Genomic DNA, 14729 nt, shown 5'->3' on the forward strand with positions numbered 1-14729 from the left:
AACTTCTCGGGTCGGGGCCGCGTCGTGCCGGCTCACAGCCCGGCCCCGACCGAAGAGGACTTCAGCCGGCGAGCAGCGCGGCCCAGTGCGCGGTGTCGAAGTACTCGGTCATCCGCGTCGCCTTGCCGTCGGCGAGCACCCAGTCGTGGACGAAGCCCGACGTGACGACGTGGCCGGAATCCGACTGGGCCTCCAGCAGGCCGAACGCGATGACGCGGTCTCCTGCCTCGACGAACTCCAGGGGTCGCACCGCCATGTTCTCGCCATAGGCGGCGAGCACCTTGCCGAAGAAGGACTGCAACTCGCCGTGGCCCTTGTAGACGCCGGCCAGGTCACGCGGCGACCCGGCCGGAGACGTCCACTCGATGTCCGGCGCGAACCTGGCGAACAGGTCCACGACGTCGCCCCTGGAAAACGCCTCGTAGCCGCCCTTGATGATCTCGGTGTTCGTCACGCGAAAGCCTCCGCTCAGCTCCCCGCCCCCGAAACGTGCGTGCGGGTCGCGAGCCATTCGCGTGGCGGGCGCCGACGGATCACCGCACTGACTGTGACCTGGGTCACAGTCGAATCTGAGTGGCGCCGCCCGTCCGGCGGGGGCTCAGCCGGCCAGGGTCTGGACCGAGACCTCCCACAGGTGGGAGGCGGCCTCGGGGTCGAGCGCGAACGGGGCGACGCCGTTGCGGGCGGTGAGCACGCCGACCTCGGCCTCGTTGCAGTCCTCGAAGTAGCGCCCGCCGACGCCGTCGAGCAGCGGCGCGGTCGCGACCAGGACGGAGGTGGCGGCGCCCTGCTCGGGGGTCTTCCACTTCAGGCCGCTACCGCCGGCCGCGGTCCGCATCTGCTCCAGCACCTCGTCGGGCACGTACCGCTGCAGGTTCGTGCGAATCCCGCCCGGCATGAGCGCGTTGACGGTGATCCCGTCCGTGGCCCACCGCTTGCTGGCCTCGACGGCGAACAGCACGTTGGCCGTCTTCGACTGCCCGTAGGCCGAGAACGGGTCGTACGGGCGGCGCTCGAAGTGGATGTCGTCGAAGACCACCGGGGACCGGTGGTGCGCGCTGGAGCTGACCGACACGACCCGGGCGCGGCCGGCCGCGGCCAGCGCGTCGTGCAGCCCGACCGCGAGGGCGAAGTGGCCCAGGTGGTTGGTCGCGAACTGCATCTCCCAGCCCTCGGGCGTACGCGCCAGCGGGGACGCCATGACCCCGGCGTTGTTGACGAGGATGTCCAGCGGGCCGTCCCAGCCGGCGACGAAGGCGGCGACCGAAGCCTGGTCGGCCAGGTCGAGCCGGGCGACCAGGATCTGCTTGCTGCCGGTGGCGGCCGCGAGGTCGGCGGCGACCCGGTCGCCAGCCCCGACGTCGCGGACGGCCAGCGTCACCTCGGCACCGGCGCCGGCGAGGGCCCGCGCCGTCTCGACACCGATCCCCGAGGCACCGCCCGTGACGACGATGCGCCGGCCCGTGAGGTCGATGCCCTCGATCACCTCGGCGGCGGTCGACTGGGCTGAGAACGAAGTGGTGATCCGGTCGGTCATGGCGTGCTCCCGTCGGTACGCTTAACCGGAGGTTCCTCCGGTCCGTTGACCACACTAACCGGAGGTTCCTCCGCTTCATTCCGGAGGTGATGTGATGGCGGCCACGCGGGCCCTGCGCGCCGACGCCCAGCGCAATCGGGACCGGCTGCTGGAGGTCGCCGTCCGGGTGCTGTCCCAGGCCGGTCCCGACGTGCCGCTGGAGGCGATCGCGAAAGAGGCCGGTGTGGGGATCGGCACGCTCTACCGCCACTTCCCCAGCCGGGAGGCGCTGGTCGACGCGGCCTACCGCAACGAGCTCGACCGGCTGGCCGACGCCGTCGACGACCTCCTGCGCGACCTGCCGCCCGATCGCGCCCTGCGCGGCTGGATGGACCGGTTCGTCGACTACCTCGCCGCCAAGCGCGGCATGGGCGACGCACTGCGTGCGCTCATCGCCTCCGGTGGCGACCCGTTCGCGCACAGCCGCGACCGGCTGACCACCGCCGTCGGGACGCTGCTGCGGGCCGGAGCGGCGGCCGGGACGCTGCGCGCGGACGTGGCCTCCGACGACATCCTGGTCAGCCTCAGCGCGCTGTCGCTCGCCTCCGCCGACCGCGGCGACCGCGAACAGGCCGGCCGCCTACTGGACCTCCTCATGGACGCGCTACGCGTTCGCGCCTGACCCACCCTTGCGTCGGGAGCGCCGGGCCGGCCTTACTTCGGCTTCTGGGACGCGGCGGCGTCGGGCCGCAGTTCCGCGAGGCTGAGTTGATGCGCCGGCTTGTCGGGCACCGCGATCCGGCGGGTGATCCGCAGATCGGGTCCGGCGTGGAGCAGTTCGCCGGGCTCCATCGGGCGCCACATCGGGCTGTCGTCCATCTCTTCGCTGGCGATGACGAGCGCGGGTGCGGCGGCCAGGTCGGGGGAATGGACTCGCATCCGGCCGTTCGTGCCGCTGTGGTCGAGGTGGCGGTCGCCGTGGTGGCCACCGGCCTGGCGTTCGAGCGTGTACAGCTGGTGGGTGTCGGGATAGCGCAACGCCCAGAGCTCACGCTGGGTCGTGACGATCAGGTTGAGGGAGTAGAGCGGCAGGTTCGCGGCGACCCAGCGGGCCGCTCGTTCGATGCCGGTGGCCACGTCCCCGGAACTCCTGATCTCCCGGGTGATCAGAGCGAAGAACCGCTCGGAGTCCGTGTCGCCCTTCACCAGGGAGCGGTCCGGGCCGAGTTCGGCGTCAAGCTGGTCCAGGCCCTCGACTACCCCGTTGTGCGCGAACATCCGCCCCTCCTGCTCGAAGGGATGGGTATTGCGCTGTTCCACGGCACCGGTCGAGGCGAATCGGATGTGAGCGAGGAAGGTGGCCGATTCGACCTTCCGGGCCTCCTGCGCGAAACCCCGGTCCTCATAGGCCGCGATCGGCGCCTTGTACAGCTCGGGAGCGCCGTCGGCGTCGAAGAAGCCGATCCCGGCGCCGTCCGGCTCCTGGCGGCTCTGGTCGCTGAGGCTGTCCGGGGCGTCCAGCAGCCAGAACGTGGCGCGGGTGCGCAGCGGCGCGCTGCTCATTCCGAACAGACGACACATGCGGCACCACGCTCCTCGTCGGTCGTGCGCCGCCGGCCTACCCCGACGGTCGTGAGCCGGTTGCGGCCCGGCCCGCGTGCATCATCGCCGACGACCGACCCGACGGCCGCCACGGCGCGACGAGCGAGGGCCGGCCGGGCCGCCGCGGCGTCGGGCCGACAGCCGGTAGGCGGCCAGCAGGGCGGTGGCCCCCGTCGCGCACCCGCAGACCGGGAAGACGATCAGGGCGGAGGCGGCACCGGCGTGGTCGACGAGCGCGCCGGCCAGTGGGGCTCCGGCGGCGACGCCGACGCCGTTCGCGATCACCACCCAACCGAAGCCCTCGGTCCGCCGGTGCGCGGGGACCAGCTCGCCGACGATCGCGGTCGAACTGATGATCAGAGGGGTCAGCGGCAGGCCGGCGATGACGACCGCGACGACCACGGCGTCGATGCCGCCGGCCGAGGCGGCCAGCGGCGCGACCGAGGCGGTCAGGGCGAACAGACCTCCCGCCACCCCGAACCGGCGCGGCAGGCTCGAGCGCCAGCGCACCATCCCGTAGCAGATTCCGGCGCACAGGTTGGACGCCGTCAGCGTGCTCGGCAGCAGTCCTGACGCGGCTCCCCACCCATGCGCGCGGCCGTAGGCCACCAGGGCGACGTCCGAGGCGCCGAAGAACATCCCGAGCGCGACGGCCGAGGCCAGCAGCGGTACCAGACCCTGGATCCGCCCCATCGACCGCTCCCGGCGGCCCGCCGCGCTGACCGGCACGACAGGCTGGGCCGGGACGACAGGCTGGGCGGGCACCGGGTGAGCCGAGCCGGGCAGCGCTGTGAAGGCGGCGGTGCCGACGGCGGCGAGCACCAGCGCGGCCGCCGTGCCGGCGGACGGGGCGAGGCCGGCGAGCGCGCTGGCGGCGGCCGGGCCGGTGACGAAGGTGATCTCGTCGATCGCCGACTCCAGCGCGTACGCGGCGTCCAGCCGCGGCCCGACCGGCAGCCTGGCGGCCCAGCGCTGCCGGGCGACCGGGCCGACCTGCGGAAGGGTCGCCCCGGTGGCGACCGCGGCTCCGAGCAGCACGGGCACCGGCGCGGCCACGACCGCGGCCACGAGGAACCCGACGCCGGTGACGACGTGGGCAGCGGCGAGCAGCGGAAGGACCGCGCGGGGGCCGAGCCGGTCGATACGCCGGCCGATCACCGGGCCGGCCGCGGCGCCGGCAAGCGCGATCGCGGCGGTCGTCAGGCCGGCGAGGCGGTACGAGCCGGTGCTCGCCGCCACCAGCAGCATGCCGCCCACACCGATCATGGCGACCGGCAGCCGGGCCAGCAGCCCCGCGACCATCATCGGCCGGGTGCCAGGCTGGTTGATCAGCCATCGGTAGGTGGCGGCGCCGGACTGGGGCGGCTCGGCGGCCACCGGCGCGGCCTGAGATCGAGCCTCAGGCCGGTGCCCGGCCGCGACGGGCCGGTCCGGCGCGGCGGAAATCGTAGGGACGGCGACAGTAGGGACGGAAATCGGTGCGGACGTGCTGAGGTCAGACGTGACGCTCATCGGGCATACCTCGCGACCGAGGCGCAACGGGCGCTCAGCCGGCGGGGTGACGGGTCCCGGATGCGTCGACTCGGCCACGCCCGACCGCCGGCACGCCGCGCAGCGGCCGGCGCCCCGTTCGAGGTGGACCTCGGGAGGCGGGCCTGGTCCGCGAAACGACCGTCGACTCTGATGACTGCGTCGACTACTGAGGGTTACGCGGACTGCTGGGCGGCTCGGTGCGGCGCGGTCGCGTAGCACGAAAGCCGACAAATCATAGCATCGCCCGACGGTTGGGAGGGAGCCCTCGACGTCCCGGGCTCGGCCACGCCCTGTCGCCAGGCTGGTCGGCTCCGCATAGCCTTTGCCGCGTGGCGCTGCACAGGCAAGCGGTGGGAGACCAGGCGGACGCGCGGCTGGCCGTCCGCCCACAGTTCCGCTGGCCCGCGGGGCAGACGCACCCGGGCCAGGGGGTCAGCGGCGAGCTGCCGCGCTACCGCATCCCGGCCGGGCCGACGGCCCCTGAGACGGCCTACCAGCTCGTGCACGACGAGCTGATGCTCGACGGCAACGCCCGGTTGAACCTCGCCACGTTCGTGACGACCTGGATGGACCCACACGCGGACCGGCTGATGGCCGAGTGCGCCGCCAAGAACATGATCGACAAGGACGAGTACCCGCAGACCGCCGAGCTGGAGGCGCGCTGCGTGAGCATGCTCGCCGACCTCTGGCACGCCGCGGACGCGGCCGACGCGGTCGGCTGCTCGACGACCGGCTCGTCCGAGGCGGGCATGCTCGCCGGTCTGGCGATGACCCGCCGGTGGCGGGCCGCGCGCCGCGCCGCGGGCCAGCCGGCCGACCGGCCGAACCTGGTGATGGGCGCGAACGTCCAGGTCTGCTGGGAGAAGTTCGCCCGCTACTGGGACGTCGAGGCCCGCCTGGTGCCGCTCGCGCCCGGGCGCACCCACCTCACCGCCGACGAGGCCGTGCGGCACTGCGACGAGAACACCGTCGGCGTCGTCGCGATCCTCGGCTCGACGTTCGACGGGACGTACGAGCCGGTCGCCGAGATCGTCTCGGCGCTCGACCGGCTCGCGGCCGGCGGCGGTCCCGACGTGCCGGTTCATGTCGACGCGGCGTCCGGCGGCTTCGTCGCCCCCTTCTGCGACCCCGACCTGCTCTGGGACTTCCGGCTCGACCGGGTGGTCTCGATCAACGCGTCGGGCCACAAGTTCGGCCTGGTCTACCCGGGCGTCGGCTGGGTGCTGTGGCGCGACCGCGAGCACCTGCCCGAGGAGCTCGTCTTCCACGTCGACTACCTGGGCGGCACGATGCCGACCTTCGCGCTCAACTTCTCCCGGCCCGGCGCGCAGGTCGTCGCGCAGTACTACTCGCTGCTGCGCCATGGCCGCGAGGGCTACCGGCAGGTGATCCAGGGCTGCCGGGACGTCGCGACCCGCCTGTCCGACCAGATCGCCGCGATGGGCCCCTTCGAGCTGGTCTCCGACGGCGCCGGCGGGGGCATTCCCGCGTTCGCGTTCACGCTGCGCGACGCCGACACGGCCGGGTTCAGCGTGTTCGACGTGTCGGAGCTGCTGCGGACCCGAGGCTGGCAGGTTCCCGCCTACCGGTTCCCGCCGGCGCTGGAGGAGCTCGCCGTGCTGCGGGTCGTCGTGCGCAACGGGTTCGGTCCGGACCTGGCCGACCTGCTGGTCGCCGACCTACGCCGCGTCGTCGACCGGCTCACCGACGCGAGCCACCCCGGTCCGCCGCCCGCCGAGACCACATCTGCCTTCCACCACTGACCGCCCGTGGATGCGCACGCGGTTCTCCGGCCCGGTGGCCGATGAGTTGGCGCGGGTGGGCCGGTCGAAAGAGGTGAGCGTGCCGGTGGGAATCCGGCGGCCCACCCCTTCGACCGCGGGAGCAGACTCATGGCCACCGAACCCACCGTCACGAAGGTCCACGGACCGGCGTCCTACTTCCCGTCGATCGAGAAGAAGTACGGCCGCCCGATCGCCGAATGGAAGACGATCATCCGGTCGAGCAGTCTCACCCGCCACATGGAGCTGGTCGGCTGGCTGAAGACGGAGTACGGCCTTGGGCACGGCCACGCCAACGCCCTCGTCGCCGACACGCTGGCCGAACGAAGCTGACTGGACGCGGCGCGCGCCTCAGCTCTTGCGCCGGATGATGAACGGGTCGGTGGCCGCCGCGACGGCGTGCGCACCCAGGTGCACCGCGCTCGCGGGCAGTTCGGCGCCAGCGTGCTGGAACCCGAACTGGGTGTAGATCGCGCACTGGTCGGTGAGATCGAAGCCGTCGATCCGGCCGTGGTTGGTCAGGCTGAAGGTCAGCACGTGCCGGTCGGCCGAGAGCTGGAAGCTGTCGCCCTTCTCCAGCGCGAACGGGTGCGCGGTGATGGTCTGCGCGCTGCGGACGGTCCCGGTGAACACCTCCGGACTCGTCGAGGGGTGGGTGACGCGCAGATGCCAGCCGGCGCCGTCATGCCACACCCACACGCCGTCGACGCCGCCAGGGGTGACGCTCGGCGCGCCGATGACCTGGTCGGGCAGCGGTACGGAGCAGTGGTTCTGGCGGGCGTCGCAGGCGCCGGACGATGCCGGCGCCGCGGCGTCGGCGGCGCTGGTCGCGGCGACCGGGGCGACCGCGAGCGCGGGCTGGGCCGCGGCCGGCGCCGGAGCGCCGGTAACGCCGGTAGCGGTGGCGGGCTGGGTCGCGGCCGGGGTCGTCGCCGCCACGTTGGAGGACGCGGCCTGCGCCCCGAGGGTGCCGGCCTGGCAGGCGGTCAGACCGGCGACCGTGGCGGCGGCCGCCAGGCTCACGAAGGTCGCGGTCAACGGGCGGTTGCGATGGCGGGACATGGGGCTCCTCGACGTAGGCGTCGGTGACGACGACCAACGTGATCGTTCAAGACGAGAAGCGTGTGAGCGGAATGTTCGGGCTCGGTCAACCTCGGCCGGTCATCGGACCCCGCCCGACCGGTCCGGGCGGGGAAGCTCCAGCGGGCGTCCGAGCGGCCCGGATTCTAGGGTGAGGCGAAAGGCCCAGCCAGAAAGGCGGCAGCGGGGAGGCGAGGTGATGCCCGATATCGACTACGCCACGCTTTTCATCGCCGTGCCAAGCCCGCTCCTCGTGCTGGGGCCAGATCTGGTGATCGCGGACGCCAACCGGGCATACCTGGAAGCGACCAACCGGACCAGGAACGATCTGGTCGGCGCGTATCTCTTCGAGGCCTTTCCAGCCAATCCCGCCGACGGCCAGGCCGACGGGGTGAAGAACCTCAGTCTCTCCTTCCAGCGTGTCCTGGCCACCCGGAAGCGGGACATGATGGTCGTCCAGAAGTACGACATCCCCGCCGCCGGCCAGCCTGGCGCGTTCGAGGAGCGCTGGTGGTTCGCCGTGAACACACCCGTCCTCGGCCCGGACGGGCAGGGGCAGGGGATCATCCACCGGGTCGAGGACGTGACGGCGTTCGTCCGGGCGCAGGCCGGCGTCGCCGCACCGATCCACCGCTCGCCGCGCGGCCCCGGCAGGCCCCCCGGCCCCAGGCGGGCACGTCCTACCATGCCGACGACACGCTGGTGCTCTACACCGACGGCCTGATCGAACGCCGCGGCGAGGACATCGAGGCCGGGCTGGACCGCCTGGTCCAGGCGCTGCTGGACAACCGCGCTCTCAGCCCGGAATGCCTGGCCGACGCGTTGCTGGACCGCCTCGGCGTCGCGGGCGGGGCACGCGACGACATCGGCCTCATCGTCGTCCGGCTCTGAGGGTCGTCCGGCTCTGAGCAGGCGCCGCGGCCGGCGGGTGGGTCAGGCCGCCGGGTGGGTCAGGCCGCCAGTAGTTCGCCCAGTCGGGTGACGGCGGGCCGCGAGTACAGGTGCAGCCTGTTGATGTCGAGACCCTCGTCGCCCAGGACGACGAGCAGGTTGGTCTGGCCGACGGCGTACACGACGATGTGCCCGCCCGCGCAGCGGGTGATGACCTCGCGCAGCTCGCCCATGCCGACCTCGGCGCCGTGCTCTTGCCCAGGCCGAGCGCCACGGCGGCCATCGCCGCGAGGACCTCCGGGCGGACGTCGCTCGCGTCGTGGGTGACCAACAGCCCGTCGACCGAGGCCACCGCGCTGTTGGTCACGCCGGCCACCTGCTCACGCAGCGTCATGAGTTCCGTGAAAACGGATTCGGTATTCATCCGGCGCATTCATCGCCTCCATAACGGGGCTCCCCGCGCAGAGAGCCGGACGACTGGTTCATCGATGGCCGGCCGTCACATGCTCAGTTCACGTTCGATGGCGCGCAGGCGGTGGCGGGCAAGCGCGAGGTTGGCGCGGGACCGGTCCAGCGCGAGGTAGAGGAAAAGCTGGCTCCCGCCACGGCTGAGCAGACGGATGAGGTGGTACTGCCGGTCCAGGGTGATCAGGATGTCCTCGATCCCCTCCCGGACGCCCAGCGCCTCGAGCGTCCTGGCCTTGGCCCGGACGACCTCGGTGTTTCCCGCGGCGGCGATCTCCAGGTTCAGCGCGCGGCCACCCCCGGCGGCGCCCAGCATCATGCCGCTCTCGTAGTCGACCAGCGCCACCCCCTGTGCGCCGTCGAGCGTCATCGCTTCCTTGAGCGCGGTCTCGATGTCCATGTCGCGGCGCAACCCCCACGACGCCCCGTAAACCCGAGCGACACCCAGGGGCGTCCCTGCCGTGGGTGGAACCGCGTGACCTGGGTTTTCCCGCTCGCCCCGAGGGGAGGAGCCCGCTGGCGTCGGCGCCGGCCGCCGGCCCTGATCTCGCTCGGTCCGGGGGGACGTCGTGAGACTGGTTGTGGACCTCACCCGTTGTCAGGGGTACGCGCAGTGCGCGTTCCTGGCTCCGGACGTGTTCAGGATGCAGGGTGACGAGGCGCTCTGGTATGACCCGGAGCCCGACGACTCGCGGCGGGAGCAGGTGCTGCGGGCCGCGGCTGCCTGCCCGGTCCAGGCCCTGCGGGTCGAACCGGCGCGGATGCGGGACGTCCCCGCCGGGACCTGGTCGGCACACGCCGAGGCCGGCCCAGGCCGTCCCCCGCTCAATGGCGACGCCGACAGCGCGCTGACGCGCACCGGCCGGATTGTGATCGTCGGCGCCTCGCTCGCCGGTCTGCGGGCCGCGGTGACGCTGCGCCAGGAGGGTTTCGCCGGCTCGCTGACGCTGATCGGCGACGAGGCGAGCGAGCCCTACGACCGGCCGCCGCTGTCGAAGCAGGTGGTCGACGGCTGGGTCGCCGGTGGGCACACCGCGCTCCCCCGGCCGGGTGACCTCGCGGCGCGGTGGCGCCTCGGCGTGGCCGCGACTGGCCTGGACCTCGCGCGCAAGCGGGTACTGCTCGCCGACGGCGAGCAGGTCGAGTTCGACCGTCTGCTGATCGCCACCGGCGCCCGGGGCCGGCCCTGGCCCAAGCCCGCGCAGGCCACGCTGGACGGCGTGTTCGTGCTGCGGGGTGGGAGCGACGCCGCCGGCCTGCGGCAACGGCTGGCGGCCAGGCCTCGCCGGGTGCTCGTGATCGGCGCGGGCTTCACCGGTTCCGAGGTCGCCTCCTCGTGCCGTGGGCTCGGGCTGCCGGTCACTGTCGCCGAGCGGGGCCAGGCGCCGCTGGTCGGCGCGCTCGGCCAGGCCGTCGGAGCCATCGCCGCCGACCTGCACCGCGAGAACGGCGTCGACCTGCGCTGCGGCGTGACGGTCACCGACCTCGAAGGAGACGACGCCGGGCGGCTTCGCGCCGCGCGCCTGTCGGACGGGACCGTGCTCGACGTCGACGTGGCCGTCGTCGCGCTCGGCAGCGTGCGCAACGTCGAATGGCTGGAGGACTCCGGGCTCGCCGCCGGGCCGTGGGGTGTCGGCTGTGACACCGGCTGCCGGGCCTTCACCGTCGACGGCATGGTCGCCGACGACGTGTTCGTCGCCGGCGACGTGGCGCGCTGCCCGCACCCGGTCTACGACTACCAGTTCCTCGCGCTGGAGCACTGGGGCAACGCGGTCGCCCAGGGCGAGATCGCGGCCCACAACATGATCAACCCGCAGACCCGGCGCTGGCCGCACCTGGCGATCCCCAGCTTCTGGTCGACGCAGTTCGGTATCGAGATCAAGTCGGTGGGGGTGCCCACCTTCGCGGACGAGGTCGTCTTCGCCCAGGGCTCGGTGGCCGACCGGCGTTTCGTCGCCGTCTACGGGTGTCGCGGCCGGGTCACCGCGGCCGTCGCGTTCGACCAGGGCAAATGGCTCGAGTTCTACGAGGGCCTGATCAGGCAGGCCGCGCCGTTCCCGCCGGAGTTCCGGACCGTCGACGCGGCGGACGGCCGGCGGCCCGTACCGGCGGGAATCTCCGAGACGCCGATGCTGGTCCGCCAGGCGACCGTCGTCGTCACCGGCCACAGCCCGGACCAGCGCCGGGCCCAGTACGTCCGCCGGGACCGTTGATCCGGCGGCCCGCCCAACCCCGAACGCTCTCGCCGTCGAAACCACCGGAGGGGCCGCCATGGCGCCGGCCAGCGTCTTCGACCAGATCCTCGACTACGGCAGTCGGGCCGACCCGTATCCGCTGTACGCCCAGCTGCGCCGCACCCCGGTCAGCCGCTCCGACGACGGCACCTTCGTCGTCAGCACCTACGTGGAGATCGCCGGCCTGCTGCACGACCCGCGGCTCAGCTCGGACCGGCGTAACCGGGCCGACCCGGCCATGGTGGACGGACCGGACCTGCCGCCGGCGTTCATCGGCCTCGACCCGCCCGCGCACGACCGGATCCGCCGGCTGTTGACGCGGCACTTCGGGCCGCCGCGCAGCCCGGGCCGCGTCGTCGGCCTGGTCCCCGCGATGGCCGAGATCGCCGGCAGCCTGGCCGACGACCTGGCCGGCCGTGACCGGGTCGACCTGGTCGACGACTTCGCCTACCCGCTCCCGGTCACGGTCATCTGCCGGCTGCTCGGGGTTCCGCCCGAGGACGAGCCCCGCTTCCGGGTCTGGGCGGACGTCGCCGTGGCCGCGACCGACCCCGCCACCGGGGACCTCGCCACCCGGCTGAACCGCCGGGCCGGGGCGATGGTCGAGCTCGGCGGCTACCTCGGCGCGCTCGCCGACGCCGGGCGGCGCCATCCCGGCGACGACCTGCTGTCCGGGCTCGCCACCGACGACGGTCCGGACGGCAGTCTGTCGCGCGAGGAGATCATGGCCAACGCCGCGTTGCTGTTGATCGCCGGTCATGAGACCACGGTCAACCTCATCGCGAACGGGATGCTCACCCTGCTGCGGTACCCCGCGATCCTCGCGCGGCTGCGACGTGAGCCCGACCTCGCCGCCCGGCTGGTGGAGGAGCTGCTGCGCTACGAGCCGCCGGTGCAGTACCTGCCGAACCGGACCGCCCTCGACGATCTCGAGGTCGCCGGGACCACGATCTCGCGCGGCGCGGCGGTCGCGCTCGTCCTGGCCGCCGGGAACCGCGACCCCGGCCACGTCCATGACCCCGACCGCTTCGACCCGGACCGGCCGAACATCGAGCACCTCGGCTTCGGGGGTGGCGTGCACTACTGTTTCGGCGCCCCGTTGGCCCGGCTGGAGGCGCAGCTCGCGCTCACCGAGCTGGCCCGCCGGCTGGTGAACCCACGGCTGCTCGCCGACCCGCCGCCCTACCGGCCGAGCCCGGTGCTGCGCGGGCCCCGCCATCTGCCGGTCATGATCGACGACGTGACACCGGGACCAGACCGGCCACGCCAGCTGGTGTCCACCGGGCCGACCCGGCGGCCGGCGCCCTGACCTCGTCTCCCATCCGCGCCGAGCGGCGACGGCCGGGCCTGCTCAGCCGGCCGAGCCGCGCTCGGAGAGCTCGACCTTGCTGCGCTGCAGCATCAGCCGGATGGCCGGCCCCTGGCTCGCGGGCTCTCCCGACGACGGCGGGTTGGCGAAGTACGCGACGAGGTTGCACGCGTACGGCGCCGCGCCGACCGTGACGCGGTAGCGCACCGGGTGTGGGCTGTCCCAGTGCACCCGCACCCCGTCGCCGCCGGGCCCGAGCAGCTCGTCCAGCTCGGCGCGGTGAGGCCCGCCGCCGGTCGGGGTGACCTGGAGGTCGGTCACGGAGCCGTCCCGCTCGGAGATCTCCAGCCGGTCGACGCCTGCCGGGGGCGGCGTCAGCAGCCGGTAGCCGATCGCCTCCACCAGTTCACCGGTCAGGCCGAACGCGGCGATCACCTGCTCGGCCGGGCTGCCCGCCACCGCGCAGAGCCGATGCGCCCAGTCCGCGACGACGATCGCGTCGAACCTGCCGCGGCCGACCCGCGCATCCCCGGCGACGCGCAGCGCCTCCGGCCCGACGAGCGGCTTCGTCCAGGCGGGTGGCCAGTCCTCCAGGTCGAAACCGGGGCGCCCGTCGATGAGCACGGTGTAGAGCGGCTCGGCCGGAAAGTCGTTGACCCGGATCGTAAGCTCGCTGCCCGCATGGTCAGCGCGGAAGGGGAACTCACCGTTCCCGGTGCGGCTCCACGCGATCGGCTGCTCCGAGAGCCGGCCGAACCCCGTCGCCATGTCCCCTCCCCGGCCCGCCGAACACCCCGCGCTGGCAGGGTCGGGCCGAAGCATAGCGGCACCGGCTGGCCTCAGAACGGGCCGATGATCCCGGCCGAAATCCTGTTGGAGCAGGGGTGCGGCCAGAGGAGCGAGGTCCGGCCATGAGCCAGGGGCCCCGCTAAGCGTCCTGGATGTCCTGACTGGGGCTTTCGTGCTCGGGACCGGGGCGGCGGCTCTACGATCACGCCATGTCAGCCCCACCCGCCGACGCGCGGGACAGCACCGACGACGGCCTCGCGGTGGCGACCCAGCCGGCCGGGACCGCCCGGTCGGCCGGGGCCCTCGCCGCGGCGCCCGCCCGAGACCAGATTCGCTACCGCGACCCCGCGCGGCTCCCCTACCTGCTGTCGACGGTCGGGCTGGAGTGCATGACGGCCGTCGCGGCGCCGTTCTTCTCGCGCACGCTGCGGGCCGCGCCCTTCGCACTCGCCGGTGTCGAGGCGGCCGGCCGGGCCGGCGGGGCGGCCGCCCGGTACGGCCGCAACCAGCTCGCCGACCGGCGTCCCGGCCTGCGCGGCGCCCTCGACCTGGCGGCGAGCGCGGGGCTCGCCCTGGCCGCCGGCTTTCTCGCGGCCAGCGGCGCGCTGTGGCAGGCCGGCGCCTGCCGGGCCGGCTCGTGGGCGGCCCGTGGGCTCGGCACGCCGGCCCTGGAGGAGGAGGCGAGCGCGGCCGGGCCGGCCCGGCTAGGGCGCCGGCTGGGATTCGAGCGGTCGGTCGGCGCGCTCGGCGGCGCCCTCGGCGCCCTGGTGACGGTGGCCCTGCTGGAGTTCACCAGCCCACGCGGCGTCATCGGCTTCGCCGCGATCCCGATCGCGCTGGCGGTGGTGGTGAGCGCCGTGGCCATGCTCCGGGGCCGGGGCACCGCCGCGCAGGCGCCGACGGCACCGACCCAGATCAAGATCACCCAGCTGCGCGGCCGGGCGCTGGGCACGCTGCTGGTCGGGGTCGCCTGCTACGAGGCGTCCAACATCGCGGTGGTCCTGCTCCTGCTGCGGGCGTCCAAGGTCGTCGGCTCCAGCGGAGCGCTCGCGACCGCCCAGCGGGTCGCTCTGTGCTACGGGCTCTACCAGCTGACGGCCGCCGTCTGCGCGGCCTGGGTCGGGCGGCTGGTGGACCGAGTCGGGACCGGTTTCGTGCTGGCCGCCGGCGGGGTGAGCCTGCTGCTGGCCTACCTGGGCCTGGCCACCATCACGGCCGACCACAACGTCACGCTCGCCGTCTGTTTCCTGCTCGCGGGCGCGGCTGCCGGCGCGGTCGACACCGCCGAGTACACCGGCGTGGCCCGGCTCGCCGGGCCGGAGAGCTGCCGCGCCGCGTTCGGGGCGCTCGCCGGCATCCAGAGCGCGGGCCGGGTGCTCGCGACGCTCACGGCCGGCGGTCTCTGGACGCTGGTCGGGCCGAAGGCCGGCCTCCTGGTCTGCGGCCCGCTGCTGGTGGTCGCGACGGTCATCTTCCTGCTGCGGGCCGACCGTCCGCACCGCCAGGCGCGGGCCGAGCTGACCGGCTAG

Annotated in this window: 13 protein-coding genes and 2 pseudogenes; 7 read left to right on the plus strand and 8 right to left on the minus strand. The window is 73.6% G+C overall.

Annotated features, from left to right (window positions below; all coding sequences use genetic code 11):
• Nucleotides 1–61: 61 nt before the first annotated feature.
• Nucleotides 62–454 carry a nuclear transport factor 2 family protein gene (locus I6A60_RS08230; protein WP_203022656.1) on the minus strand — a complete coding sequence of 131 codons (393 nt, stop codon included), beginning with the start codon at nt 452–454 and terminating at the stop codon, nt 62–64.
• A gap of 144 nt (nt 455–598) precedes the next feature.
• Nucleotides 599–1537: an SDR family NAD(P)-dependent oxidoreductase gene (locus tag I6A60_RS08235; RefSeq protein WP_203022655.1), complete on the minus strand. Its 939-nt coding sequence runs from the start codon at nt 1535–1537 to the stop codon at nt 599–601.
• 94 nt (nt 1538–1631) lie between these two features.
• On the opposite strand from I6A60_RS08235, the gene I6A60_RS08240 reads away from it, so the two are divergent.
• Nucleotides 1632–2198, plus strand: a complete 567-nt coding sequence (locus I6A60_RS08240) for a TetR/AcrR family transcriptional regulator (protein ID WP_203022654.1) — start codon at nt 1632–1634, stop codon at nt 2196–2198.
• Between the two features lie 32 nt (nt 2199–2230).
• Here the strand turns inward: I6A60_RS08240 and I6A60_RS08245 are convergent, their stop codons facing one another.
• Entirely contained in the window at nt 2231–3097 is an 867-nt protein-coding gene (locus I6A60_RS08245) for a class II glutamine amidotransferase (RefSeq protein WP_203022653.1), read from the minus strand.
• Nucleotides 3098–3178: 81 nt separating this feature from the next.
• Nucleotides 3179–4495 carry an MFS transporter gene (locus I6A60_RS08250; protein WP_307873583.1) on the minus strand — a complete coding sequence of 439 codons (1317 nt, stop codon included), beginning with the start codon at nt 4493–4495 and terminating at the stop codon, nt 3179–3181.
• A gap of 485 nt (nt 4496–4980) precedes the next feature.
• Between I6A60_RS08250 and I6A60_RS08255 the strand changes: the two genes are divergently transcribed.
• Both I6A60_RS08255 and I6A60_RS08260 read left to right on the plus strand, forming a co-directional pair.
• Nucleotides 4981–6414 (plus strand): glutamate decarboxylase, encoded by a 1434-nt coding sequence (locus tag I6A60_RS08255; protein WP_203022651.1) that lies wholly within the window; start codon nt 4981–4983, stop codon nt 6412–6414.
• Nucleotides 6415–6543: 129 nt separating this feature from the next.
• Nucleotides 6544–6765: a DUF4287 domain-containing protein gene (locus tag I6A60_RS08260; protein ID WP_203022650.1), complete on the plus strand. Its 222-nt coding sequence runs from the start codon at nt 6544–6546 to the stop codon at nt 6763–6765.
• 18 nt (nt 6766–6783) lie between these two features.
• Here the strand turns inward: I6A60_RS08260 and I6A60_RS08265 are convergent, their stop codons facing one another.
• Nucleotides 6784–7494 (minus strand): hypothetical protein, encoded by a 711-nt coding sequence (locus tag I6A60_RS08265; RefSeq protein ID WP_203055586.1) that lies wholly within the window; start codon nt 7492–7494, stop codon nt 6784–6786.
• Between the two features lie 217 nt (nt 7495–7711).
• Here I6A60_RS08265 and I6A60_RS43935 point away from each other — a divergent pair.
• Nucleotides 7712–8403: pseudogene (locus I6A60_RS43935) on the plus strand (SpoIIE family protein phosphatase).
• Nucleotides 8404–8462: 59 nt separating this feature from the next.
• Here the strand turns inward: I6A60_RS43935 and I6A60_RS43940 are convergent.
• Nucleotides 8463–8827, minus strand: a pseudogene (locus I6A60_RS43940) (roadblock/LC7 domain-containing protein).
• A 75-nt stretch (nt 8828–8902) separates the two neighbouring features.
• Nucleotides 8903–9268 (minus strand): hypothetical protein, encoded by a 366-nt coding sequence (locus tag I6A60_RS08280; protein WP_203022648.1) that lies wholly within the window; start codon nt 9266–9268, stop codon nt 8903–8905.
• Nucleotides 9269–9437: 169 nt separating this feature from the next.
• Between I6A60_RS08280 and I6A60_RS08285 the strand changes: the two genes are divergently transcribed.
• Complete coding sequence (locus I6A60_RS08285) at nt 9438–11081, plus strand: FAD-dependent oxidoreductase (RefSeq protein WP_203022647.1); 1644 nt, start codon at nt 9438–9440, stop codon at nt 11079–11081.
• Between the two features lie 58 nt (nt 11082–11139).
• Entirely contained in the window at nt 11140–12411 is a 1272-nt protein-coding gene (locus tag I6A60_RS08290) for a cytochrome P450 (protein ID WP_203022646.1), read from the plus strand.
• Nucleotides 12412–12453: 42 nt separating this feature from the next.
• Here I6A60_RS08290 and I6A60_RS08295 read toward each other — a convergent pair whose 3' ends face one another.
• The gene (locus I6A60_RS08295; RefSeq protein WP_203022645.1) at nt 12454–13179 is read right to left on the minus strand and encodes a hypothetical protein; all 726 of its coding nucleotides are present in this window, start codon (nt 13177–13179) and stop codon (nt 12454–12456) included.
• A 230-nt stretch (nt 13180–13409) separates the two neighbouring features.
• Here I6A60_RS08295 and I6A60_RS08300 point away from each other — a divergent pair, with 230 nt between their 5' ends.
• The gene (locus I6A60_RS08300) at nt 13410–14729 is read left to right on the plus strand and encodes an MFS transporter (RefSeq protein ID WP_203042429.1); all 1320 of its coding nucleotides are present in this window, start codon (nt 13410–13412) and stop codon (nt 14727–14729) included.

Origin of the sequence: Frankia sp. AgB1.9 (assembly GCF_016786355.1) — a bacterium.
In the GTDB taxonomy this organism is placed as follows: Bacteria; Actinomycetota; Actinomycetes; order Frankiales; family Frankiaceae; genus Pseudofrankia.